At 63.4% G+C, this 23645-nt stretch carries 18 protein-coding genes and 2 pseudogenes; 11 read left to right on the top strand and 9 right to left on the bottom strand.

What is annotated here, in order from left to right:
• Nucleotides 1-129 precede the first annotated feature (129 nt).
• Nucleotides 130-963: an LLM class F420-dependent oxidoreductase gene (locus tag G6N68_RS06175; RefSeq protein ID WP_163709208.1), complete on the top strand. Its 834-nt coding sequence runs from the start codon at nt 130-132 to the stop codon at nt 961-963.
• A gap of 3 nt (nt 964-966) precedes the next feature.
• On the opposite strand, the gene G6N68_RS06170 is transcribed toward G6N68_RS06175, so the two are convergent.
• The 3 genes and pseudogenes from G6N68_RS06170 to G6N68_RS06160 form a co-directional block, all read right to left on the bottom strand.
• A complete protein-coding gene (locus tag G6N68_RS06170) occupies nt 967-1629 on the bottom strand; it encodes a TetR/AcrR family transcriptional regulator (RefSeq protein ID WP_163709205.1) in 663 nt (220 codons plus the stop codon).
• Nucleotides 1630-1831: 202 nt separating this feature from the next.
• A pseudogene (locus G6N68_RS06165) lies at nt 1832-2683 on the bottom strand (acyl-CoA dehydrogenase family protein); the annotation flags it as partial.
• Nucleotides 2684-2691: 8 nt separating this feature from the next.
• Nucleotides 2692-3669 (bottom strand): annotated as a pseudogene (locus tag G6N68_RS06160) (enoyl-CoA hydratase-related protein); the annotation flags it as partial.
• Nucleotides 3670-3965: 296 nt separating this feature from the next.
• Between G6N68_RS06160 and G6N68_RS30105 the strand changes: the two are divergent.
• Nucleotides 3966-4121 (top strand): hypothetical protein, encoded by a 156-nt coding sequence (locus G6N68_RS30105; RefSeq protein ID WP_205351258.1) that lies wholly within the window; start codon nt 3966-3968, stop codon nt 4119-4121.
• A gap of 30 nt (nt 4122-4151) precedes the next feature.
• Here G6N68_RS30105 and lipY read toward each other — a convergent pair whose 3' ends face one another.
• On the bottom strand, nt 4152-5321 hold the full coding sequence (lipY, locus tag G6N68_RS06155) for a triacylglycerol lipase LipY (RefSeq protein WP_263992046.1): 1170 nt from the start codon (nt 5319-5321) through the stop codon (nt 4152-4154).
• A gap of 205 nt (nt 5322-5526) precedes the next feature.
• Nucleotides 5527-6927, bottom strand: a complete 1401-nt coding sequence (locus G6N68_RS06150; RefSeq protein WP_163709196.1) for a flavin-containing monooxygenase — start codon at nt 6925-6927, stop codon at nt 5527-5529.
• A gap of 401 nt (nt 6928-7328) precedes the next feature.
• Between G6N68_RS06150 and G6N68_RS06145 the strand changes: the two genes are divergently transcribed.
• The 7 genes from G6N68_RS06145 (at nt 7329) to G6N68_RS06115 (ending at nt 15165) form a co-directional block, all read left to right on the top strand.
• Nucleotides 7329-9656: an MMPL family transporter gene (locus tag G6N68_RS06145; RefSeq protein WP_163709193.1), complete on the top strand. Its 2328-nt coding sequence runs from the start codon at nt 7329-7331 to the stop codon at nt 9654-9656.
• Between the two features lie 5 nt (nt 9657-9661).
• Nucleotides 9662-10723 carry a type III polyketide synthase gene (locus tag G6N68_RS06140; RefSeq protein ID WP_163709191.1) on the top strand — a complete coding sequence of 354 codons (1062 nt, stop codon included), beginning with the start codon at nt 9662-9664 and terminating at the stop codon, nt 10721-10723.
• 12 nt (nt 10724-10735) lie between these two features.
• Nucleotides 10736-11245 (top strand): isoprenylcysteine carboxyl methyltransferase family protein, encoded by a 510-nt coding sequence (locus tag G6N68_RS06135; RefSeq protein WP_163709188.1) that lies wholly within the window; start codon nt 10736-10738, stop codon nt 11243-11245.
• A 150-nt stretch (nt 11246-11395) separates the two neighbouring features.
• Nucleotides 11396-12052 (top strand): TetR/AcrR family transcriptional regulator, encoded by a 657-nt coding sequence (locus G6N68_RS06130; RefSeq protein WP_163709185.1) that lies wholly within the window; start codon nt 11396-11398, stop codon nt 12050-12052.
• Between the two features lie 105 nt (nt 12053-12157).
• Nucleotides 12158-13270 carry an acyl-CoA dehydrogenase family protein gene (locus G6N68_RS06125; protein WP_163709182.1) on the top strand — a complete coding sequence of 371 codons (1113 nt, stop codon included), beginning with the start codon at nt 12158-12160 and terminating at the stop codon, nt 13268-13270.
• A 1-nt stretch (nt 13271) separates the two neighbouring features.
• Nucleotides 13272-14465: an acyl-CoA dehydrogenase family protein gene (locus G6N68_RS06120; protein WP_163709177.1), complete on the top strand. Its 1194-nt coding sequence runs from the start codon at nt 13272-13274 to the stop codon at nt 14463-14465.
• Between the two features lie 133 nt (nt 14466-14598).
• Nucleotides 14599-15165, top strand: coding sequence for a PE family protein (locus tag G6N68_RS06115; RefSeq protein ID WP_163709172.1), 567 nt, complete (start codon nt 14599-14601; stop codon nt 15163-15165).
• 64 nt (nt 15166-15229) lie between these two features.
• On the opposite strand, the gene G6N68_RS06110 is transcribed toward G6N68_RS06115, so the two are convergent.
• Entirely contained in the window at nt 15230-16411 is a 1182-nt protein-coding gene (locus G6N68_RS06110; RefSeq protein WP_163718250.1) for a CynX/NimT family MFS transporter, read from the bottom strand.
• A gap of 101 nt (nt 16412-16512) precedes the next feature.
• On the opposite strand from G6N68_RS06110, the gene G6N68_RS06105 reads away from it, so the two are divergent.
• Entirely contained in the window at nt 16513-17178 is a 666-nt protein-coding gene (locus G6N68_RS06105) for a FadR/GntR family transcriptional regulator (protein WP_163709168.1), read from the top strand.
• Between the two features lie 4 nt (nt 17179-17182).
• Here G6N68_RS06105 and G6N68_RS06100 read toward each other — a convergent pair whose 3' ends face one another.
• On the bottom strand, nt 17183-17524 hold the full coding sequence (locus tag G6N68_RS06100) for a hypothetical protein (RefSeq protein WP_163709165.1): 342 nt from the start codon (nt 17522-17524) through the stop codon (nt 17183-17185).
• 474 nt (nt 17525-17998) lie between these two features.
• Between G6N68_RS06100 and G6N68_RS06095 the strand changes: the two genes are divergently transcribed.
• Nucleotides 17999-19474 (top strand): protein kinase domain-containing protein, encoded by a 1476-nt coding sequence (locus G6N68_RS06095; protein WP_163709162.1) that lies wholly within the window; start codon nt 17999-18001, stop codon nt 19472-19474.
• Between the two features lie 31 nt (nt 19475-19505).
• Here the strand turns inward: G6N68_RS06095 and G6N68_RS06090 are convergent, their stop codons facing one another.
• The gene (locus G6N68_RS06090) at nt 19506-20141 is read right to left on the bottom strand and encodes a hypothetical protein (protein WP_205351256.1); all 636 of its coding nucleotides are present in this window, start codon (nt 20139-20141) and stop codon (nt 19506-19508) included.
• Between the two features lie 230 nt (nt 20142-20371).
• Nucleotides 20372-23524 (bottom strand): bifunctional cytochrome P450/NADPH--P450 reductase, encoded by a 3153-nt coding sequence (locus G6N68_RS06085; RefSeq protein ID WP_163709157.1) that lies wholly within the window; start codon nt 23522-23524, stop codon nt 20372-20374.
• Nucleotides 23525-23645: the final 121 nt, after the last annotated feature.

The following is a 23645-nucleotide window of genomic DNA, read 5'->3' as shown; positions in this document are numbered from 1 at the left end:
ATTCGTTTCACCTTGCGGCCGAAAAACCTGGATTGTCGGATGTCACCAGGCGATTTGTCGGGGAAGCAACGTCTGCTTCGAGGTGTTTGAACCGAGCGAGACCCCAGCGGCGCCGAGGGAAGGCAACGGATGACCGACCAATCAAGTCAGACGGCTGATGTGCGGATCGGGGTCCAGCTGTGGCCCGGCGGGACGCCGGACTTCCAGACATGGCGAGGCGCGGTCCTGCACGCCGAAGAACTCGGAGCCGATGCGATCTTCGGCTACGACCACTTTCACAAGCCCTTCGTCGACATCATCGATGGCGGCCCGCAACTCCACGACGACCAACCTGACGTCAACAATTTCGAGGGATGGACAGCCCTTGCGTCGTGGGGCGAAATCACGAGCAGAGCCGAGATCGGGCTTCTTGTGACGGGCGTGCCTTATCGCAACCCTGACCTGCTCGCCGACATGGCACGCACCGTCGACCACATCAGCGGTGGAAGGCTCATCCTCGGCCTTGGCGCCGGCTGGTATCCCAAGGACTTCTTGGTCTACGGATACGACTACGGGACGACCAAAACCAGGATGGACGATTTCGACGCGGCCCTCGCCCGGATCGAGCACAGGCTCCGCCACTTGACTCCGCTGCCGCTACGCCAGATCCCGATTCTCATCGGGGGCGGCGGCGAGCGGCGCACGATCCCGGCCGCCGCGCGGTATGCGGACATCTGGCACAGCTTCGAACCTCTGGCTGAGTTCCGCCGCAAGAACGATCTCCTCAAACGCCTGGCCACCGCGGCCGGCCGTGACGAGGCCCGCATTGAGCGGGCGATGGCCTGGACGGACGCGGCGACCGCGGATGAGTTCGCGCGAGCGGGCGTCACCCTCTTCACCACCGAGATCCACCCCACCAGCGACGGCTACGACTTCTCCGAGCTCGAGAGGATGCTGGCCTGGCGCGGCCGCCGAAACGGATGACCGTCAGGTCGCCGACACGTCGACCAAGCCGTGTCGGATGAGCGATTGGGCGTTGGCGACGACGGCTTCGATAGATCCGCGACGAGGACTCCACCACTCGACCGCCCAATTCAGCGCCCCGAGGACCAGCATCTGCGCGATGTAGAGATCGAACTCGGGGCGTAGCAGGCCGGCTCGTGCGACGTTGTTGATAAGCCGGCGCCAGATTTCGCCGTAGCGCTCTTCCTCCACAATCTGGCGCTTGCGGATCGCCACCGGAACTTGTCCGGCGTTGCGGATGGCCGCCGTGGTGTAGTCCGAAATCTCGAGTTCATGTCGCAGGTGCGCTTCGGCGGCAACGAGCAGTCGATCCAACGGCCCGGTGCCATCCGGAAGCGCATCCAAGACCTTCGTAACGTGTTCGCGCATGTCTGCGATCCCCGCCCACATCACTTCTTCGATCAGATCGTCGCGCGACGGGAAGTGGTAGTAGATCGCGGGCGCCTGTAGCTGGGCGACCGCACCCACATCGCTTAGGCGAAGGCCGGCGTAGCCGCGCTCAGACAGCACTCGGGCCGCCGCATCGAGGATGCGTTTGCGAGTCAACGCCGCCTTTGATTCGACGTTTGGCGCCTCCTCACCTGTTGCCTCGGCAGCGTCATCCGTTCCAGCGTCCCGCCTGGCCATGGCGCACATTGTACGGGGGGACGCGCACCGCTTCGGCTAACGACGCGATGGCAGAAAGCGAATTAAAAAACCGCGCTTTACCTTGCCTTGCAACGGTCTCGGGGATCCATGCCGCGAATCTCGGGCTCAGATTTTAAAATAAAATAAATGCTGGTCCACGCGCCGATGACGACCGCGTCGAAGGCGTGCCGCTTCGAGTTGATCAGTACGAGCGAGGCAGGCCCAGGGACGTCTGGGCGACGAAGTTGAGCACCATTTCCCGACTGACGGGTGCGGTGCGCATCAGGCGGGTGACGAACCACAGTTCCGACAGCCCGTATTCGCGGGAAAGGCCGTTGCCGCCATGGGTTTGGATGGCCTGGTCCAGCGCTTTCAGCGCAGCTTCGGACGCCGCGAATTTGGCGATGTTGGCGGCTTCGCCGGCCGGTTGCCCGGCATCGAACAGAGCCGCACTGTGTGCGGTGGCCATGCGGCTCAGCTCCACGGCAATGTGGCACTCGGCCAAGGGGTGGGCGATGCCTTGGTGTGCGCCGATCGGCGTGGACCACACCTGCCGCTGTCGGGCATAGTCGGCGGCCTTCTCGATGGCGTACCGGCCGATGCCGCCGCAGATCGCGCCGACGAGGATCCGCTCGGGGTTTAGACCATCGAACACTTGACGTAATCCGTTGCCCGCCTGTCCGATCAGGGCATCTTCACCGACTGCGACGTTGTCGAGGAAGACGGTGAACTGCTTGTCCGGTGAGACGATGCTGGTGTCGATTTGCTGGTAGGTCAGCCCGGGTGCGTCGGTGGGGACGACGAACAGCGACAGCCGCGACTTTTCGGCAGTCGACAGGTCGCCGTCGCGGGCGACGAGGAGGAGCGCCTCGCATTGGTCTACCGCGGAGATGTAGTACTTGGAGCCCGAAATTGTCCATCCTGTCGGTGTCTTGCGGGCAGTGGTTTTGACATCGTGACTGTTGGAGCCGGCATCGGGTTCGGTGATCCCGAAGGCCATCTTTCTGCTGCCGTCGGCGATCCCGGGGAGCCACTGCCGCTTCAATTCTTCAGAAGCATGGTGACGATCTCGTTGATCAGCCCCCACTGCAGCGCCTCCTCGGCGCTGATCGGGGTGTTGCGGAGATAGGCCGCGGCGGCGCGGCGCGGACCGATCAGGCGGGGCAGGTGCCAGGTACCGCCGCCGTCGCCGGAGACCCCCAATCCCGAGAAAGCGGTCATAAACTTGGTGTCCGGCTCTGCGAACACAATATCGGCGGCATAGACGTAGCCCAGTCCTCCGCCGGCCACGGCGCCGTGTGCGGCGGTCACGATCGGCGCATCAATTCGGCTGAGAAGGTCGAAGGCCTGATGAAACGGTGTGGTCATCGCGATGAACAGGTCACCGAGACCGCGGTCATTGTTGGCCAGGAAGTACTTGATGTCACCGCCGACGCTCAGGGCCGGCCCGTTGGCCCAGATGAGCACAGCACGCACCGAGCGATCGGACGCGATCCGGCGCGTGACCTCCAGTGTCTCCCTTGCCATCTGCAGATTAATGGCATTGCGTTCGTCAGGTCTGTTCAAACAAATTGTGGCCAAGCCGTTTTCGACCTGGTAGTCGATCGTCTGCAGCCGGCCGGCCTCATCCAGCGCGGCGCACCACGCTGCGGTGTCGGTGAGCTGGCGCAGCGAGACCATGCGCCCGTCCGCCTCGAATCCGATCAGATGAACGAACGCCGCTTCAAGCGGGTTTCGATTGCGACGGGCCCGCCCGCGGTAGGTTCCCACCACCAACAGTCGACCGTCGTCGAGATGGCGGAACTCGGCCGGCTCGACGCGAACCTTGAAGTGTTTGCCGATGCGCCACCACAGGTTGTCCCGCATCGCATCGGGACCAACGTGCGTACCGCCCATGTCCAGTGGCAACCCCTCGGCGGCATAGCCAACAAACTGCGGATGCAGCAGATAGTCGATTGCATCCCGATCCCCGGCGGCCAGCGCTTGATACAGCTGCTGAACCGCCAACACCTTCGCCTGCGGCAAGACCTCAACCGACATGGCGCGCGACCCCTTCGATGGACGCGGCACGCTTGGCCGCGCCGCACTCGAGTACGCCGAGGCCGGCGAAGGCTTCCACGGTTCTCGTCCTTCCCAAGGGCTGGTGCAAGGGCCCGCAGGTTGCGTACCGTCGCAGTATCAACGCTGCGTTCAATACCTAAAACTGCACGTCATACCGGTAAGATGCCCTAGACTAGCACAGAATTCTATTCTGTGTTAGATTCGCCTTTCGGTAGCTACAGCCGCGAAGGTCGATGCCGCAGCAGCACTTCGAAGCGCGAGGGACAATGGGCGGCATGGACCCCAAACCCCCACCCGCGGCTGCGCCGAAAGCGCCACGGGCGCGCGTCACGCCCGAGGACTTGGAGCGGTTCGGCGACGAGGACTCGATGCGGCAGGCGTCGAACGACGACTGGCTGCGCGATGAGGCGCCACCACACCACCGTGGGTAGGACGTTCGTCCGTAGGGCGGGACGAGACGGTTAGGCGGCGATACCGAGCTGTTGGTTGATTTGGGGCCAGTGCAAGAAGCCGTATGCGGAGAGTAGCGGCCAGTCGTGGCTGTGGAAGGGCGCTAGTACGAAACCGATCGGGGCGCCCTGACTCACGGCCAACTTCTCGAGGGCTGCCGCGGAGATTACGAGGGGATCCAACCCACCCGAGTAGACGTACGTCGGCGGAAGTCCGGCAAGCGACCCGTACAGCGGACTAACCATCGGGTTGGTGATCGGCAGGTTGTCCCCCCACCACATGCCGACCTGCTGTCCAAGGGTCAAATCGAGCCATGGAGACAGCAGAACCATCGACGACGGCACGGGGCCGAGCGGGTTCGTCTGCAACATGTACTGGACGGCCGCGAGTGCGAGGTTGCCACCCGCAGAGTCGCCGATCACACTGACGTTCTCGACCCCATGCGCAGCGATCTGCGAGGAAATGAAGCTGGCCGTTCTCGGTACGACGGTGGCGGCGGTGCCCCCTTCCTGTATCAACGGGTAGATCGGCACCTGGAAGGTTGCGCCCGTCATGTAGGACGTCACCGAATAATTGATCCAGTGGAAGATCGAGGGCGGGAAGATATACGCACCACCGTGCAAGGCAACTACGTATTCGCCGGTGGGACGCGCCGGGGTTATCTGGACGACGTTCATTCCCTCATACGTGCCGTACGAAACCGTTTGTCCCAGTAGTGAATTAAGCAACGGCGGCGGTGAGTTGCCCATGACCCACGACCACGGCGGGATGTCACTGGCCAGCAGCTTCAGAATTGGCGAGTCCCGCACCGAAAACAGAGATTCGAATCCGGTGGCCGCTGCGGCATGGAGTTGCTGAACACCGACCGCCGCCTGCTCTACGGCCGCCAGCGGCGCTGCGCTGGCGGCCTCAGCGGCTGCATACGCCCCGCTGGCACCGGCCAGGGTCTGGACGAAGCGCTCGTGAACCGCAGCCGCCTGGGCACTGAGAGCTTGATAGCCCTCGCCGTGGGCGGAAAACACAGCCGCGATCGCCGCTGACACCTCGTCCTCAGCGGCGGCAAGCAATCCTATGGTGGCAGCGGCCGCGCCCTGGCCCGCCGTCGCGACCACCTCGCCAATCGCGGCCACGTTGGTGGCCGCGGCTGACATCGCCTCGGGCAACGCAACAACATACGACAATGTGTAGCTCCGCTCTTCGGGGCAACAGATCGCGTGCCCGGCCGGTCCCGCTCCGACTAGCCGGAGCTTAGGTGCACGCGGCCTGGTCATGCGGCAGTTTCGGCAGAAATCTATCGGAGAACCACCGATTGCCCGGCAAGCAATCCTTCAATTGACGGTTGTCCGTGTCGACCGTTCGTCAATCCGTCGGCCGGCCGTCGTGGGGCTAGGTGAAGTTCAGTTTGCGTGGCGCAAATCGGTAACGCCCCAACAGGTTGTCCAGGGTGGGTAGCTCCCAGCTGGCATAGAGGCGTGGCAGTTCCGGGAGGTCGCGCATCAGATAGCCAGGAGTAATGGAGGGGGTGTAGTCGACCTCTTTGCGCTCGATGCTAACGGTATTCAATTGATGCGCGGCCATGTGTTTGATGACCTTGATGGCGAACCGTGTGACGGTCTCCGAGCGTTGGGTCCAAGCAGAGTGCCAAACACCAACCGGCTGAAAGTAATTGGGCACTCCGCCCCACATGATGCCCTTGTAGAAGTTGATCCCGCGCACCTCGATCTGAGCGCCGTCCACACGCAGCTCAAACTTGAGGAAGTCCAACTCGAAGCCGGTCGCAAGGATACATACGTCGCACTGCAGTTCCTTCCCGCCGACGAGTACCACGGAGCTTGGCGTGAACCGTGCGATCGTCCCTGTCTCAATGCGTACCGCCCCGCGACGCACCGCCTCCTTTAGGCCAATAGCGACGGGGATGCGCTGCTCCCACGGCGAATAGGAAGGCGAGAAGTCCCGCTTGAGCTGTTCGCTGTTTACCGTGTCTTGCCAGTGCTGACGGAAGAACCACCGTGCGGGGCGCGGAAATGCGCGGAAGGCAACGAAAATCACATCGTCGCGCAACTGAAGGTAGTTGCGCAGGAACTTGATCGGGAACCCGAGCCCTCGGCCGTAGAGGTACTGGCATAACCGCATCAACGGCGTTGCCTTGTTATCCACCTCATAGATGTAGGACGGCGAGCGCTGCAGCATCGTCATGGAGCCCGACACCCTCGCCAGCTCAGGCGCGGCGCAGATAGCGGTGGAACCACTGCCCACCAGCACCACGTTCTTCCCGGGGAATTTGCGTTCGGCATCCAAATCAAATGTGTGGATGATCTCGCCATCGAAGGTGTCGACACCCGGGAACTCCGGCACATGCGGCAGATTGAAATAGCCGTTGCCGTTGATCACGAACTGCGCCCGGATGGCACCGTGTGGGGTCTGAACCACCCAGCGTCCCGTCGTGGTGTCGAACGACGCGGACGTTACCCGCGTGCTGAAGCGGATGTTCCTCAGCAGGTCGAACTGCTCGGCGACCGAGCGCAGGTAGCGTTGGATCTCGTCGCGATCCAACAGACACCGCGACGACGGATGGGGCTGGAAGCTGTAGGAGTACTTGACGAAGTCAGAGTCGCACCGCGCTCCGTGCCAGCGCTGAGTGTGCCAAACTCCGCCCAGGTCATCGTTGGCCTCGATGACGAGATACGGAATCCCGTTGGTGCGCAGGTAGTACGCGGCGCCGATCCCAGTGATTCCGGCACCGACAACGACAACGGTGGTGTCCTCCGTCGCCCCCCGCGCGCTCAAGTGGCGCGTGTCGAAGGTTGACCAACACGGCCAACGAAATTCACTCTTTCCCAACTCTCTACTGACTGTGCCCGAAGCCGCCAGATCAGGCGCAGTTCGATACTAACTGCCGCACCTGCGCGATGGGGCCCGTTATCGACGAAATCCGTGCCCCGACTTGCGGTCCACAGCATCCGTGCAGCATCTTGTAGGTTCCTTCCCAGGCGCGGCCACAGCAAACCGCCTAAGGAGCGCTTTCCCAGAGACTCGCGTCGTCAGCAAACGTAGCAAGCCGACAACACCGGAGACAGTGAGACGGGGCTCACCATCCGTTGGTGAACGATCCTTCGCCGCGCGCCGTGGCTCATTTCAAATCGGCAGTTGGCCGAAACCGAGTTCGAAAACCTGACGGATGGGTGACCTTGCTGAATCAGATTGCAAGGATGGCGATCGCGAGGCCACGACGTGTGATCGTCGCGGCGGCCCTGCTGACACTGGGCCTAGCCATCTTTGGAGTGCCGGTCGCGAATAGTCTGTCCGCCAGCGGATTTCAGGATCCGGCAGCGCAATCGGCGCGGGCGACCCAGCTTCTGACGGACAAGTTCAACCAGGGTGACACCCAGCTGCTTATCACCGTCTCGGCAACCGATGGCGTCAACAGCCCGGCCGCGCGCGCGGCCGGGATTGCCATCGTCGAACAACTGCGAACCGCGCCACATGTGGTCGATGTGGCCTCACCGTGGACCACCCCACCGCAAGCCGCGGCCGATCTGGTCAGCAAGGACCACAGCACCGGACTGATCGTCGCGGGCATCAAGGGGAACGAAAGCGAGCAGCAGACGTACGCGGAGGAGCTGTCCGCGCTGGTGACGTACGACCGTAACGGAGTCACAGTGCGGACGGGCGGCGCGGCGATGGTCAACGTGCAGATCACAAAGCAGTCGCAGCACGACCTGCTGGTGATGGAATCGATCGCGATCCCGCTCAGCTTCCTCGTGTTGCTGTGGGTCTTCGGCAGTCTGAGCGCCGCAGCGCTGCCCGTGGGCATCGGCGGAATGGCGATCTTCGGCACTTTGGCTGTCCTGCGGACGATTTCGTTCATCAGCGATGTGTCGATATTCGCCCTGAACCTCACGACGGCCATGGGTTTGGCGCTGGCCATCGACTACACGCTGCTAATCCTCAGCCGCTATCGCGACGAGCTGGCTGATGGAGCCGACCGTGAAGTTGCCGTCGCGCGCACGGTGGTCACGGCGGGTCGCACCGTGTTGTTCTCGGCCACCACGGTCGCCCTCGCAATGGCAGTCATGGTGTTGTTCCCAATGCATTTCCTGAAGTCGTTCGCCTACGCGGGGGTCGCCGTCGTCGCGCTCGCCGCCTTTGCCGCCGTCGTTGTCACGCCCGCCGCTCTCATCCTGCTCGGCGACCGGGTGAATTCGTCCCACATCCGCCGGCTCATTCGACGCCTGTTGCGCCGGCCAGAACCCATCCTGCGGCCCGTTACACCACAATTCTGGTATCGCTGGACGAGATTCGTCATCCGCCGTGCGGTTCCGCTGGGACTGGCAGGTGTCACCGTCCTGGTGTTCCTCGGCCTGCCGTTCCTCGGCGTCAAATGGGGTTTCCCCGATGACCGGGTACTGCCCACCTCAGCTTCGGCGCACCAGGTCGGCGATCGCCTGCGCGAAGACTTCCGCATCGACTCCGATACCGCGGTGACCATCGTCATCCCCGATACCGGCGACCTGTCCCGAGGCGAGATGGAGCAATACGCCATTGGCCTGTCACGGGTGCCCGACGTCTCCGCGGTCTCATCCCCGACCGCAACCTACGTCGCCGGAACCGCCGTCGGAGGACCGTCGGCACCGGCAGGGCAGGTTAACGGCACCGCGTTCCTGACCGTTGACAGCACCGCTCCACTGTTTTCCGACCGGTCTGAAACACAGCTGAACCGCCTGCATGCGGTCCCGACGCCGGGTGGCACGAAGGTACTGTTCGCCGGCACAGCCCAGCTCAACCGAGACAGCGTGGACGCCATCGCATCACGCCTGCCACTAGTGCTCGGACTGATCGGCGGCATCATGTTCCTGCTGCTGTTCCTGTTGACCGGCAGCGTTGTGATGCCGTTGAAAGCGTTGGTGCTCAACGTGCTTTCGCTTACCGCCGCGTTCGGCGCGATGGTGTGGATCTTCCAGGATGGTCACCTCGGTGGTTTCGGAACGACTCCCAGCGGGATCTTGGTCGCCAACATCCCAGTCCTGTTGTTTTGCATCGCTTTCGGGCTTTCGATGGATTACGAGGTGTTCCTGGTGTCCCGAATCCACGAGTTCTGGCAGCTTTCCGAGGCTACCGACAACGACGAGAGTGTGGCCCGCGGGATCGCCCGCACCGGTCGGGTCGTTACCGCTGCCGCACTGATCATGTCGATCTCCTTCGCGGCGATGATCGCATCCCACGTGTCGTTCATGCGGATGTTCGGTCTTGGCCTCACCCTGGCCGTCGCCGTCGACGCGACCGTGGTGCGAATGGTTCTGATGCCGGCGTTCATGCATGTCCTAGGACGACGGAACTGGTGGGCTCCCGCGCCTCTGGTCCGCCTACACAAACTTCTCGGGCTCAATGACGGTCACTCCGTCCCGATGCCCGAGCATGGGTTGGACGCGAACCCAGCCCGACCGCAATTCAACGACGAATTGATCGAAGTGGGCGTTGAAACCAATTACGCCACAACCACGTCCGATGGGAAGTAGCTGATATGACTGTCATTTCTGCAGTGCAGGGCGTGTTGCCGCCGCACCGCTACACGCAAGATGAGATCACCGAGGCGTTCATCCGGTTTCCCGGTTACGAACCCCATGAAGATCTTCTCCGCAAACTGCACGCGAACGCCAAAGTCAACAGTCGCCATTTCGTACTTCCGCTAGAGAGATACTCCGCCCTCACCGACTTCGGTGCGGCGAACGACATCTTCATCGAGAACGCCGTCGAGTTGGGAAGCACTGCCCTATCCGGCGCGCTCGACGAGGCAGGCCTCAAACCAGAAGACGTCGATCTGATTGTCACGACGACGGTGACGGGATTGGCGGTGCCGTCGTTGGACGCCCGCATTGCGGGCCGTCTGGGTATGCGCCCGGATGTACGACGTTCGCCGCTGTTCGGCCTCGGCTGCGTGGCCGGCGCGGCCGGAGTCGGGCGGTTGAACGACTACCTGCGGGGTGCGCCGAATGACGTAGCGGTCCTGGTGTCAGTGGAACTGTGCTCGCTGACCTATCCCGGCGCCGAGCCGACCGTCGCCACCATGGTCGGAAGCGTGCTGTTCGCCGACGGCGCGTCGGCGGTCGTTGCCGTGGGCGACCAACGTGCCGAGCGGATTGGCGCCCAGGGGCCCACCGTGGTGGACTCACGCAGCCGGCTGTACCCGGACTCCTTGACCACGATGGGTTGGAACTTCGGCTCGTCCGGACTTTCGCTGGTGCTGTCCCCCAACGTCGCCACCCTCGTCGAGAAGCATCTGTCCGACGACCTCACCGGATTCCTGACCGGCCACGGGCTGACGATCGACGACATTGACACCTGGGTGAGTCACCCCGGCGGGCCGAGGGTCATCGAGGCGATCACCGAGGCGCTGGAATTGCCCGACGATGCACTCGAGCTGACCTGGCGATCGTTGAGCGAGGTCGGCAACCTGTCGTCGTCCTCGGTGCTGCACGTACTGCGCGACACGCTGGCAAAGCAACCGGCCAGCGGTCTCCCCGGCGTGCTGATGGCGATGGGTCCCGGCTTCTGCGCGGAACTCGTACTGCTGCGGTGGAATTGAGCAGCGGTGCCCATGTCCTGGTACATCTTGCTGATCGCCGCGGTCGCGGTCGAGCGCGTCGTCGAACTGATCGTCTCGAACCGCAACCTCGCGTGGAGCCGCGCCCGTGGCGGCGTCGAATTCGGCGTGACCCACTACCCCACCATGGTCATCCTGCATACCGGTTTCCTGGCGGGGTGCCTGGTGGAAGTGATTGCGCTGCATCGCCCATTCGTTCCCGCACTGGGCTGGCCGATGCTGGCGCTGGCGGTGGGAACCCAGGTGCTGCGCTGGTGGTGCATCACCACGCTGGGGCATCAGTGGAACACCCGCGTCGTCGTCATACCCAATGCGCCGCGGGTCACCGGGGGTCCCTACCGGTTCTTCCCGCACCCGAACTACGTCGCCGTGGTGGTCGAGGGAATCGCGCTGCCGTTGGCGCACAACGCATGGATCACCGCGCTGGCGTTCACTTCGCTCAACGCTGCGCTGTTACGCACCCGGATCGGTGTCGAAAACTCCGCCCTGGCAAGCCTGAAGTGATCAGTGCCCTCCTGAGAGGTGGAAGCAAGCGCCGCTGGCCGACCCGTACTCGCGCGGGCCCAACGAGCCTCACCCCAGACGGGAATGACCCACCGTTCGGCCATCCACCATGCATGGCCCCACCCGCGGGAGCCAAATTATTATCGAACGATGCCTAGGAAGAGCGACTCCGCCCCCCGTGCGGAGAGCGAGGACTCGAAATCACAGCGAACTCGCACTCGCATCCTCGATGCCGCCGCACATGTGTTGAGCACCAAGGGCTTTGCGGGCACGCGGTTGACTGATGTGGCCGAGTACGCAGAGTTGCAGGCCCCGGCGATCTACTACTACTTCCCCTCGCGTGAGGACCTCATCGAGGAGGTCATGTACGCCGGAGTCAGCGACATGCGTCAGCACCTGCTGAAGACGCTCGACGATCTGCCGGACGACACTTCATCGATCGACAAGATCATGGCGGCGGTCGAAGCGCACCTCCGGCACGAACTCGAGATCTCCGATTACACGACGGCCTCGATCCGCAACTCGGGTCAGATTCCCGAACACCTGCGTGCGCGACAGAAGAAGGAAGAAGCGGCCTACGGACGTATCTGGCAGAAGTTGTTCAACGAGGCGATCGCCGATGGCGAGATCCGCGACGACGTAGACCCCCGCGTGGCGCGCATGTTGGTGATGGGCGCCCTGAACTGGGCCGCGGAATGGTGGAACCCCAACCGCGGTTCGCTGGATGTCGTTGTCTCCACCGCCCAGACCCTGGTGCGCACCGGCCTGACGCCGCCGAAACCGGCGGGCAGAAAGCGCAGCCACTAGCTTTTGGCGGGCGCCCCGCGGGGAGCGACGTGATACCCAAACCCAGGCTCTTCGCCCGCATCTGCGGTCAGACATGATGGATTCGGACGCAGAAGGGTGGAACACATGACGATGAGCGTGGCCGAGCGCGCCGAACTCGCCGCCGCGGTTCAGGAGTTGCTCGCTCAGCACTGCTCCGAGGCCGACGTACGTCGGATCACGGACACCGAGGACGGATTCGATCGCGACCTCTGGAACAGGCTGGCCGCACAGGGACTGACCGGCCTGATCGTGGACACCGAATACGGAGGTGTCGGGCTGGGCGCGCAGGAGTTGGAAGCGGTCGCCGAGGTGACCGGTGCGGCACTCCTGCCAGCCCCATTTCTGTCGAGCGCGGTCTTCACCACGGCCTTGATTCAGGCCGCGGGCACCGACGACGACAAAGCGCGGTTACTGCCCGGGTTGGCTGACGGGACCGCCATCGGAACCGTCGCGGTTACCGGCGCCCGCGGTACCTGGTCGCCGGACGGCGTTGCGGTTCAGGCAAGTCGGCAGGGTGCGGAGTACCTGCTGACCGGCAATTCACACTATGTTCTCGACGGGCAGATCGCCGACATCATCTTGGTGGTCGCACGGATCGACCAGACCGACGAGAGCATTGGCATTTTCGAGATCGCGCCGGATGCGCCCGGATTCATGCGAACGGCCGCAACCGTTTTCGATCCGACGGTGCGTATGTCGACGTTCAGCTTCGACCAAGCGCCGGCGCGCCGGATGAATCTTGCCGACTGGGCGGCCGTCGAGCACGCCCTGTCGCTCGCCGTCATTGCCCTCGCCGGCGAACAGGCCGGCGGCACTCGCCGCATCTTCGACATCACCGTCGATTACCTCAAGACCCGCATCCAGTTCGGGCGCCCCATCGGCAGCTTCCAAGCCCTGAAACACATGGCGGCGGACCTGCTCTTGGAGGTCGAATCGTCGACATCGGCCGCACAGCACGCCGCGACGCAATTTGACGCCGACCCCGCAACCGCCGGTGGCGCGATCGCCCTGGCCGGATTCGCTTGTGCCGAGGCCTATCACACGACGGCCATGCAGGCGATCCAGATGCACGGCGGTATCGCGTTCACCTGGGAACACCCGGCGCACCTGTTCTTGCGCCGGGCTCGTACCGGCCGCCAACTGTTCGGCAGCTCGCGTGATCACCGCGAGCGGTACCTCGCATCGAAGGGCGCCTGATATGACCACGACTGCCCCGAACGTCGACGACTTGCGCGCCGAGGTGCGCGACTGGCTCACCCAGAACTGGACGCCGCTGCCGCCATCGGACGACCCGTGGGTCAGCACGCCTGAGGAAATCGCCTGGCGGGAAAAGGTTCTCGATGCCGGTTACGCCGTTCCGACCTACCCCACCGAATGGTTCGGTCGTGGGTATCCCGGACGACTCGCCTCGGTGATTCAGCAGGAATTCCGCGCCGTCAAGGCACCCGGCGCATGCCAGGACAGATACAACATCCCAGCCAACACGCTGTTCGCATTCGGCTCCGATGACCTGAAACATGCTCTGCTCCGCGACTTTCTGACCGGACGAGCCCGAACCTGCTTGCTGTACAGCGAACCCGGCGCGGGATCGGATCTGGCGGCGGTAAGCACCACCGCGGTGCGCGACGGCGAAAATTGGGTGGTCAATGGCCAGAAGGTGTGGACCTCCGGCGCGGCGACATCCGACTATGGCCTGCTGATCGCCCGCACCGACTGGGACGTACCCAAGCACAGGGGCTTGAGCTACTTCATCATCCCGATGCGCCAGCCGGGCATCGAGGTACGGCCACTGGTACAGATCACCGGTGAGGCGCACTTCAACGAGGTGTTCCTCTCCGATGCCACCGTGCCACACGCGAACCTCATTGGCGGAGAGGGCAATGGCTGGCGGGTGCTACAGACCGCCCTGGCTTACGAGCGCTCGATCATGGGTGACACCGGTCGTGGGTCACGAAACAAGTCCAAGGCCGACAACCTCGTCGAGCTGGCCCGCGCGCACGGCCGCCTCGGCGACGCCGCGGTGCGAGAAAAGCTGGCCAACGTGTTGGCGCTGCGAGAACTCAACCGGCTCAACAACCTTCGCGCCAAGTCGGCGGCCAGCCAGGGCACGTCGAGCTCGATCATGTCGCTGGGCAAACTTGCGATGTCGCGAATCCTGCACTCCGAAGCGGAGCTCAAGACTGAGATCATCGGCGTCGAGTCGTTGTTGGCAGGCCCGGACAACCGCGAGGCCGACGACGTGAACTTCCTGTCCCTCAACGCGTTTTTCACATCGATCGGGGGCGGGACCGACCAGATTCAGCGCAACATCATCGGTGAGCGCGTACTCGGCCTGCCGAAAGAACCTGAACCCGACCGCGACATCCCGTTCCGGCAGGCGCGGCGCAGTTGACCACCGCGGTGCTGCGACCACCTTCGCAATCCCTCTTTAAGTAGTGGATTACTGAAGCCCGCCCCGCGGATGCGAGCAACGATCGGTTGCGCAACTACCTGCTCGCATCCACGGGCGGAAGGGGTGAACAGCGATGTCGGCTGTGATCGTGGCGCCCGAGCTATTAACCCAGGCTGCAGGGGAGCTGGCGACTATCGGCGAAACACTCAACGCCGCCCACCTGACGGCGGCGGCCCCAACCGTTGCGGTGCTGCCCGCCGCCGCCGACGAGGTGTCCGCCGGCATCGCGAACCTGATCTCGGGTTATGGCCAGGAATACCAACTACTGGCCGGACAGGCGGCGGCGTTTCACGAGCAGTTTGTTCAGCGCTTGACTGCCAGCGCGAGCGCCTACGCCGGCGCCGAGGCCGTAAGTGTCGGCTTCTTGCAGTCGTCGTTGATTGCCGAAGCGCTTATTAATGCAATACCGGGACCGATACGCGATTTGCTAGCAGGTCCGCTCAACATCGTATGGCAGTTGATAGGTTCCTATCTCAACGCAAATCCTATGGTGGCTGGGTTCATCTTCCTGATGTTCCTGGCTACCCTGGTTGAGATTTGGCTTGCCCTTGTAGTTGCCATGCTGCTATTTACGGCCGTCCTTTACGTATTCGGTATCGATGCCGCAATCTTCCTTCCGATAATGGATGCGATCGCCTGATCAGCAAGAGCTAGCCGATTGTCCAGGGCAGCTGTGGCCGTCTGAAAGCGATACTCGCCGACACCTAGACGTAGCGGTCGCGGCCCGCGAGTGCGCCCATCGTCATCTGCAGTGTGTAGATCACCAGCACGAAGATCCACGGCACCGTCCAGCCGTTTGTGACGTCGTGGAGAAGGCCGAAGAGAAACGGGCCGACGCCTGCAAGCAGGTAACCGAAGCCCTGCGCCATCCCCGACAACTGCGCGGTGTCCTCGGTGGTGCGAGCGCGTAGCGCAATCACGGTGAGCGCCAGCGAAAAAACGCTCAGACCCAACCCGACGAGCAAACTCCACAGGAGCGGTGCGGCCGCCGGATCGACCAGCAGGCCGATGACCCCGACAAGTCCGATGACCCCCAGCGCGACGATCCATCCGCTCTGACTTCCCGATCTAGCTGCCAGCGGCGCGAAGAAAATGCTGATCGGCACGGCGATGAGCGACATCAGGCCGACGAGCATCCCCGCAGTCGCCTTGGGCACACCGCTGTCGATGAACACCTCAGGCAGCCAACCCAACATGATGTACGCGAGCGTGGACTGGAAGCCGAAGAACAGCGTCACCGTCCACGCCAAGCGATTTCGTAACAGTGATCCACCGGTGGGGCGGGCAGGCAGCTCGACGCCACTCATGTGCCGCGCACCCACAAGCCACGCGATGAGGGCCAGCATCGCGAGGACGGACCAGGCGCCCAACGCACCACGCCAACTACCGAGCACAGATTCCATCGGTGGTGTCAGCGCCGATCCCATCGCGCCGCCACCCTGCAAGGCAGCGGTGTAGATGCCCGTCATCACCCCGATCTGAGCGGGGAACGATCCCTTGATCACCACGGGAATCAACACATTGATCAGTGCGATGCCGCCGGTGACCACCACCGTGCCCCCGATCACGACCAAGGGACCGTCGAGTACCCGCAAGAGCAGGCCGACGACCAGCGTCACCAGCGCGGCGCTGACGGCGTGCTGTAGGCCTACCCTGCGGGCCAGCCACGGCGCACCCAGTCCCGCGGCGGCAAAACAAAGTCCGGGCAGCGTGGTCAGCACTCCAGCCCAAGTAGCCGAGGCACCTAGCGACTCGCGCATCACGCCGAGGATCGGCCCCACGCTGGTCAGCGCAGGTCGCAGGTTTAACGCCGTGAGCACGACCGCGGCGATCAGCAGGCCACCGCCCGCTACCCGGGTGACGGGACGGATGTCGTTGGCAGCAATCGGTGCGCCACGCTCGTCGACCGCGGCGCATATGCCGGCCACTTGACCACTCACTGGGCTAGTCTGTCATACATCCCATGATTGGATGAATTGAGAACACTGTGCCCCTAGCAACAACTCGTCGCGCCGGCCTGGTCGAGCAGATCATCGATCAACTGCGGCAGTCCGTGGCGTCCGGTGAATGGCCTGTTGGCACCCGTATACCCAATGAACCAAGCCTCAGCGAGACGTTGGGTGTGGGCCGCAACACAGTGCGGGAGGCCGTGCGCGCCCTGGCGCACGCTGGGATTCTCGAAGTCCGACAGGGAGATGGCACCTACGTCCGCGCCACCAGTGAAATGTCCGGGGCGTTGCGTCGCCTGTGCGGGTCCGAGCTGCGCGAGGTGCTGCAGGTGCGCCGATGTCTGGAGGTCGAGGGAGCACGATTGGCCGCAGCCGCACGTACGGATGAAGACGTCGCTGCGCTACGACAATTGCTCCGGCGCCGAGATGAATTGGAATGCGGTGAGGATCACGCCGCGTTTGCAGCAGCGGACGCCGCGTTGCACTTCGCCGTGGTCCAGGCGTCAGGGAACGGCGTTCTGACAGAGCTCTATCGCGGACTCACCGAGGTCGTCACGGCCAGCGTCGCAGCCACAAGCGCGACGCATGAACCCCGCGAGATCCGGCATGGCGGATTGATCGACGCGATCGCCGAGCGGGATGTCGAAAGAGCCGGACGAGAGGCCGGCGGCTTCCTCGACGATCTCATCGAGGAATTACCGTGAGCCCTTAAGACCACCCTCGACCGCTCATCCACAGCGGCGGTTCTTGGTCGTTGTACATGCTCTTGGGCCGCCATCGCTGTCTACGCAACAGTCGAGTGGCGTGGTGTTCGGCCACGTCCTTGAGGTACTCGACCTCGTCGCTGCTCCACGGGTGCTGACCCGTGCCGTCCAACCACCACCTCGGTTGGCCGTCCTGCTCGTAGCGGGTTATCCGGTAGCGCCCGGCGATGTGCCTACCCTTTTCATCAACCTGCCAGTCCAGCAGTCGCGGGCGGATGGCCTCGGGCGTCGGCTCGGAGAATTCCCGGGGGTGGGTTATCCGGATCTCGACAAACTCGCCACCCATGACTGGCCCCGCACTCTCTCGATGCGCATTCGGTAAAACGATACCGATTCCGGTTTTACCACAAAAAGTGGCATATTACCGGATCCCGTTATGTCGCACCAATTTTCATCAAGCCCAGGCACTGTCTGCTGCCGCGTTTGGCATGTCGGATGTGCAGCAGTGTTCGTTTGCGGTCGAGGTAAACCGCGATCGGCCCAGGACTCGACCCAGCCTGGACGCCCAGGTAAGTGTTGTACGGGCCGTAGGTCCGATAGCGGAGCCGTGGCACGCTCTGCAATTTAAACTGGCCTGATGGCATCCGCGGCCGGGCACGCCGGGAACGGCGATATCGAAGCAGCTTTTGACACACTTCGCCATGCAAGTGCGGTTGCATTTGGTGGCGTCGGTACCGCCAACATCGTGCCACCCCAGGCGAACGCCTACTTCGCAATCCGCGCGGTCGGCTCGGCATACCTTCCGCGGATTCAGCAGCTATTGGACGAAGCCATTGCGGCGGGTCAGGTGTATGCCGCGACGCTGCTTAGCGACATCGACCCCGCGGCGGGCCGACAGGCGTGGGAACGCCTCGCAATCCAGCATGACTCGTTCAACCTGCAAGGCCGATCTGTCTTTTCAGAGTCCACGCTTTCGCACTATGCCAAAGAACAACTCGCGGCGATGGGCGTCCATCCGGCCACCGATCCCGGGCGGCCGTTGCCGACGATGAGTCAGGCCGCTCCGGCCGGCACGACACTGCGGGAACTATTGGCCGACGGCCCAGTGCACCCAGTGCGCGCGGTCGAGATAGTCACCGATGTCGCTGCCGCGCTGGACTCGATACACGGACGGGGGCTCGTACATGGCGCAGTCCGTCCCGAAAACATCGTTGTGGCAGCGGGCGACTCCGTTCAGCTCGTCGAAAGCGAACCTAAGCACCAACCACGCGACAGCGTCATCGATCCCGATCCCGATCGCGACGTCGACACGTGGTATTACGCCGCGCCCGAGCGTTTTTCGACGGAACGGCTAGAACCGAGTGCGGACATCTACGCGTTGGCCTGCGTATTGTATGAATGCCTCACGGGAAGCCGACCGTTCCCAGGCCCGACTCTCGAGCGGGTAGTCATCGGCCACGTATCGGAACCCCCACCGCGGGTATCGGCGATCCGGCCCGACCTACCGTCGCAGTTCGATCGCGTGGTGGCCAAAGGGATGGCGAAGAATCCCGACGATCGGCATCGCGCCGCGGGCGAACTAGCACGAGACGCTCGGGACGGCACCATTCAAGATGACCCGGGGCGGTGCGTCACAACCACTAGCTATCCACTCGTCGATGCCGTTGGAGACGTCGTGTTGGAGTCTCTTTATTTCGATCCGCGTATCCTCTTCGTCACCACCGATGATGAGCAGCGTTTCGTGGCAAGCCTTTTCCCGCACGTCGATCCGCGCACTGCAGTGTACGTCTCCCGGCAGACGAGGATCGGATTCTCGCGGGGCCCCCATTTCGATCTCTACCAATCCATGGTCCATCCGGCCTATCCGTTCGTCGCGATCCTGAATCTGGTCGGCTCCGCGACCGTTGAATCGGCAGTCCTACACCCGGCCCTGGCGTCCTACTATTTCAAGCATCACCCGGTACCCACCGAAAACGCTTACATTGCGCGACGATTGGTGAGCTCACTTGCACTGGAACACCCCGCAGCACAGGTCGAGCGAAACGCCGTCGAGCCCAGCGTGGGCATGATCATTCCACAGCAGAACGGCGCGCTGCCCGTCGTCCATTACGTGTGGCCGCCCGCCCCATATGGCCGCGAATCATATGGCCTGTTCCTCAAATTTATTGTTCCGCGCCCCGAAGCGGAGGCCTTGGCGGCCGCGCGGGACCAGGGCTTTGCACCGTGGCGGCCGGGCACTCGATGGCAAGACCAGAGTGAAATTGATGCTGTACCGCCAGGACCGAGGCTCGATTAGCCGCACCGCCGGCCAACCGGCACATTGTTCTCTATTGTGGCGTCCATCGTGCGAAATCGCGGCTCGTCAGCAGGTCAATCGTCTGCGGGTCTTGGCGCGGCACAATAAATTTCAGGTATCGGATGAAGGCATGAGGCCCGTACGAGTTGTCCGATCCGAACTGGGGACCCAGCCGGTAAACAACGGGCGGAGCGCTGGCAACCTGGGGAACCACCAGGCCGACGCCGGGCGAAACTTCGCCCGTGTCAACAACCGCGTTCGGCTCCAAGAAGGCGAGACTGTTCATCAGCGACTGGGGTCGTTCCGGTGCGTCACTCCTTCGGCCGTAGGCCGCCGAATAGTAGTCGAGCAATTGCTCATCTAATAAAGTGGATTCGACCGACCCGACTCCCTCCGTTATGAAAATCGCCAGCAGCGGATAGTTCGGATGAACCAGACGCTGAAAGAGGTTGAACGCCGGTGGCGGCGAACCGGGCCTGATACCAGGTAGGCCAGTTACGGTCTCATCGCTGCAGACGTAGAGGGGCGTGTCGTTGCCCAACCCCGGGAATACCATTTCGACGAACTGTTGCTCTGATCTGCCGTCGACCAGGACCGCGCGCGGCCGGTTGAACAACGCGTCCGTTATCGCAGAGCGCACCCGCGCGGGCGAGTCGATTGGCTGCATCTGTTTCTCCTGCGTCACCCGGGTTGGAGGAGTCTTGTCCTGCCAACACCGTAGCGACCAACCTGCAAGCCCTCCGCTACGCGGCGAGACTCACGTCCTAAAAGCGAACCGGCCCCGCGGCGTCGACTCTGCGTCGACTCGGCGTCGACCCTACCCCCGGGAAGCGTTCATCAACGACCTGTTGGGTCGACCTGCGACGGCACCCGACAACAGTCAGCGGCAAAGAAATCTCACCCCGCCCACACGTCCTCGACGTAGTGGTCGGATTCGATGAGACCGTTCAGCCACTCGCGGGCCTGACCGTCGTCGGCGCCCGTTCGTGCCCGGTAGATGTCGAGGAACGACCCGCGCACCGCCGGCGCCATCCGCGCGCCGTCGCCGCACACGTAGACGTGGGCGTCCTTGCCTGGGTCACCCAGCAGGGCCCAGACCTCGTCGGCGTCGGCGGCGATCCGGTCCTGCACGTAGCGAACCCCGTCCCGCGGCGCCCGGGAGAAGGCCGGGCGCATCTGCACGATGCCGATGGCCTCGGCCTGCTCGAACTGGTCGCGGAATATGTAATCGACCTCCGGATCACGAACCCCGAAAAAGCACAACGCCGGCTCCACCGGTGCCCCAGCGCGCTGTGCGGCCAGTCGGTCACCGAGGAAGCCGAGGAACGGTGCGACGCCGGTACCTGCGCTGACCAGGATTACGTTCTTGGCCGGGTCGGCACCGGCCCGAAATGCATGGCGGGCTGGGTCCACTCGCGCCCGGATCGTCTGTCCGGGTTGGACTCTCGCAAGGTAGTTGGATGCGACACCCTTGAACAATCCGCGCCCGGAACGGGCCGGCGCGTCCAGCACACTGACGATCAGTCCTACCGTCTGTGGTGACAGCATTGACGACGATGCGATCGAATAGTGCCTCGGCACCATGGGGTCCAGCAGTTCGAGAAATTCAGCACCGGTGAGAACGCAGTTAGGGTATTCGTCGAGGCATTCCAGCACGCTGAGCGCGCAGCCCGCCGGATCCTCGGCGAGTTCGGTGAGCCGCTGGTGCTCCCCAGGACTGGTATTGGCAGCCGCAAGACGGCGTAATTGACTGCTGGTGACCGGTTTCCGCAATTCGACGAAGTGCGTGAGCAGTTCTTGCGCGCTGACCTCTCGGTCCAGCGCGATGAGTCGCCTTGAGCTACGCCGAGGGTTGATCGACAGCCGCAGGCCGGGGTCAATGCCGAGTTGGGCCAAGGCCGCGTCGACAACCTCGGGTGGGTTGTCGGCCATCACCGTGAGATGGTCACCCGTCTGGTAGTCAACGCCGTCCGGAAGTTGCACGCGAACATTGGTTTTGGCCTGACCCAGCCCGGGGCGGACCAGTTCGATGCTTTCGACAACCGTCATCGGGATCACCGACGATCGTGCGTCCATCGCGGCTGTCACCGGACCGACTATTCGGCGCAACTCGTAGAGCGGTTCGGCCGCATCCGTGAGTGGCGTGGCGTCGGGGTCGCCGAAGTGTTCGGCCAACGACGACCACAGCGCCCCCGCAAACTCTTCGATCACGCCGACCAGATCCCCGGAGGTGTCAGCCTCCGCCCGCGGGACCAAGCGGTTGGCTTGCAGCTCGTCGAGGCGCTCGTTGATGCGCCGGGAAACCGCTTGGTAAGTGTCCGCCCAGTTGTGGTCACCCACACCAAGAACCGCGACGTTGGGGGTCGGTTTCAGGGTGGTGTGCGCGTCGAGTAGCCAGGTGAGAAAGGCGCGTGCATCGTCGGTCGGCTGTCCGTTGTAAGACGACGCGACGATCACGACGGCCTCGGCTTCGGGGAAACCGCCAACGGCGGCGTCGAGCGGGGCCACGGTCGCTGCGCAGCCCAGAGCCGTTGCATCGTCGGCGAATTGACGAGCCAAGGCGCGGCAGGTGCCGAGGTTGGAGCCATGAAAGATGGCCACTCTCGTGCCCGCCGTGATCGCGGTCGTGTTTTGTGCTGCGCTCGGCACGGCAGCGGCCTCGAGGTCGGGGGAGTCGGCACGGCGGTCCGGTGGGGTGCGTCGCAGTAGCTCAAGCCGGAATCCGACTGGCCTCCTACTGGTCGGGGTCTCCCACTGCGGCACATAGTGGAACGCGTCGATGAGGCGATAGCGATGGATGAGCCGGGCCAGCGCCAAGGTCGCTTCATGCAGCGCGAACTGCCGTCCGATGCATGATCGCGCCCCCGTTCCGAAAGGTTTGAACAGCGCGGCCGGCCTGGCCGCCGAGCGTTCGGCCACGAAGCGGTCCGGGTCGAAGAGTTCGACGTTGTCGCCCCATTGGGGTTGGCGGTGCAGTGCGCCGGTGAGCACTGCGACCGCCTCACCACGCTTGATCGGGTACCTTCCACCGATCACGGTGTCTTCCAGAGCCATTCGGTCGAAACTCAGCACCGGTGGGGATAACCGCAGGGTTTCCTCGATAGCCTGTCGCAGATAGGTCAGCTTGCCGATGTCGTCGTAGCCGGGCAGGTGGTCGTCTTCCGCTCCGAAAACGGAGTCCACCTCGGCCTGCACCCGGTGCAGCACGGCCGGATCGCTGACGATGTTGTACAGCGTGTTGGGCATCAACTCCGATGTGGTGAGCTGGCCGGCAATCAGGAAGGTCATGATCTGATTGCGGACGTTCTCCGTCTCCAGCACGGGATTACCGTCCGGATCCTGTTGCAGCATAAGCGCCAACAGGTCCTCGAATTCGTCGCCACAAGCTCGGTGCTCGGCGATCAGGCCGTCGATGAAGTTGTGCAGGGTGCTCAATTCCTGCGTGAACACCGGTGTCTGCACTTCAGATACCAACTCCCCCAAAGCCGTTGTGAAGCTCTGCGGGATCGGGGCGAGTCCAGGACAGTCGAAAGACTCGAAGCGCGAACCGAATCCGGCCAACGCGACGGTGTCCATTGCTAACTTCTGCAAGTCGTTCGACACATCAACCGACTGGGCTCCGACGCTGGCGTCCCACCGGTCGATCAGTTTGCAGTTGATGTCCAGCATCGCCGCGTGGTAGGCGCGCAGGCCTGCGTAACTGAACCCCGGCAACAGCACATCGTGAGCCCGTTGCCAGTTCGGTTCGCCGTGGTAGGCAGTGAACAGGCCGTCACCGGCCAGCGGCCTCACTCTGGCAAGGGTTGCCGTGAGGTTCTTGGCGAAGCGGGTTTCGTCGCAAAGCTCGGACACCAGTTCCAGCGAGCACGCGTAGAGCTTTCTGATGCCACCGTTGAAATCGGAGTAGAACAACGGACCGTGCAATTCACCGAGCAAGTCCACGCCCAATGCGCGGGGGCGGCCGACCAGTTGATCCGGGCCTGGCAGGGGCCCCTCGGCCGAGGGAACACCCGGAAGATCCGGCGGCGGCGACGCACGAAACTCACCCATCTGGGCAGCATAGTTTCGACGTGACCGCTTCGTCGGCAATCCGTTTAATTCCGACGGAAGTTGTTCAGCCGCCCTAAGATCCGGATGTCGTTTGGTTTCAATAAATTCCAGCTACCAAGGT

Origin of the sequence: Mycobacterium bourgelatii (assembly GCF_010723575.1) — a bacterium.
Lineage (GTDB): Bacteria > Actinomycetota > Actinomycetes > Mycobacteriales > Mycobacteriaceae > Mycobacterium > Mycobacterium bourgelatii.
This window is presented reverse-complemented; position numbering and strand designations above follow the sequence as displayed.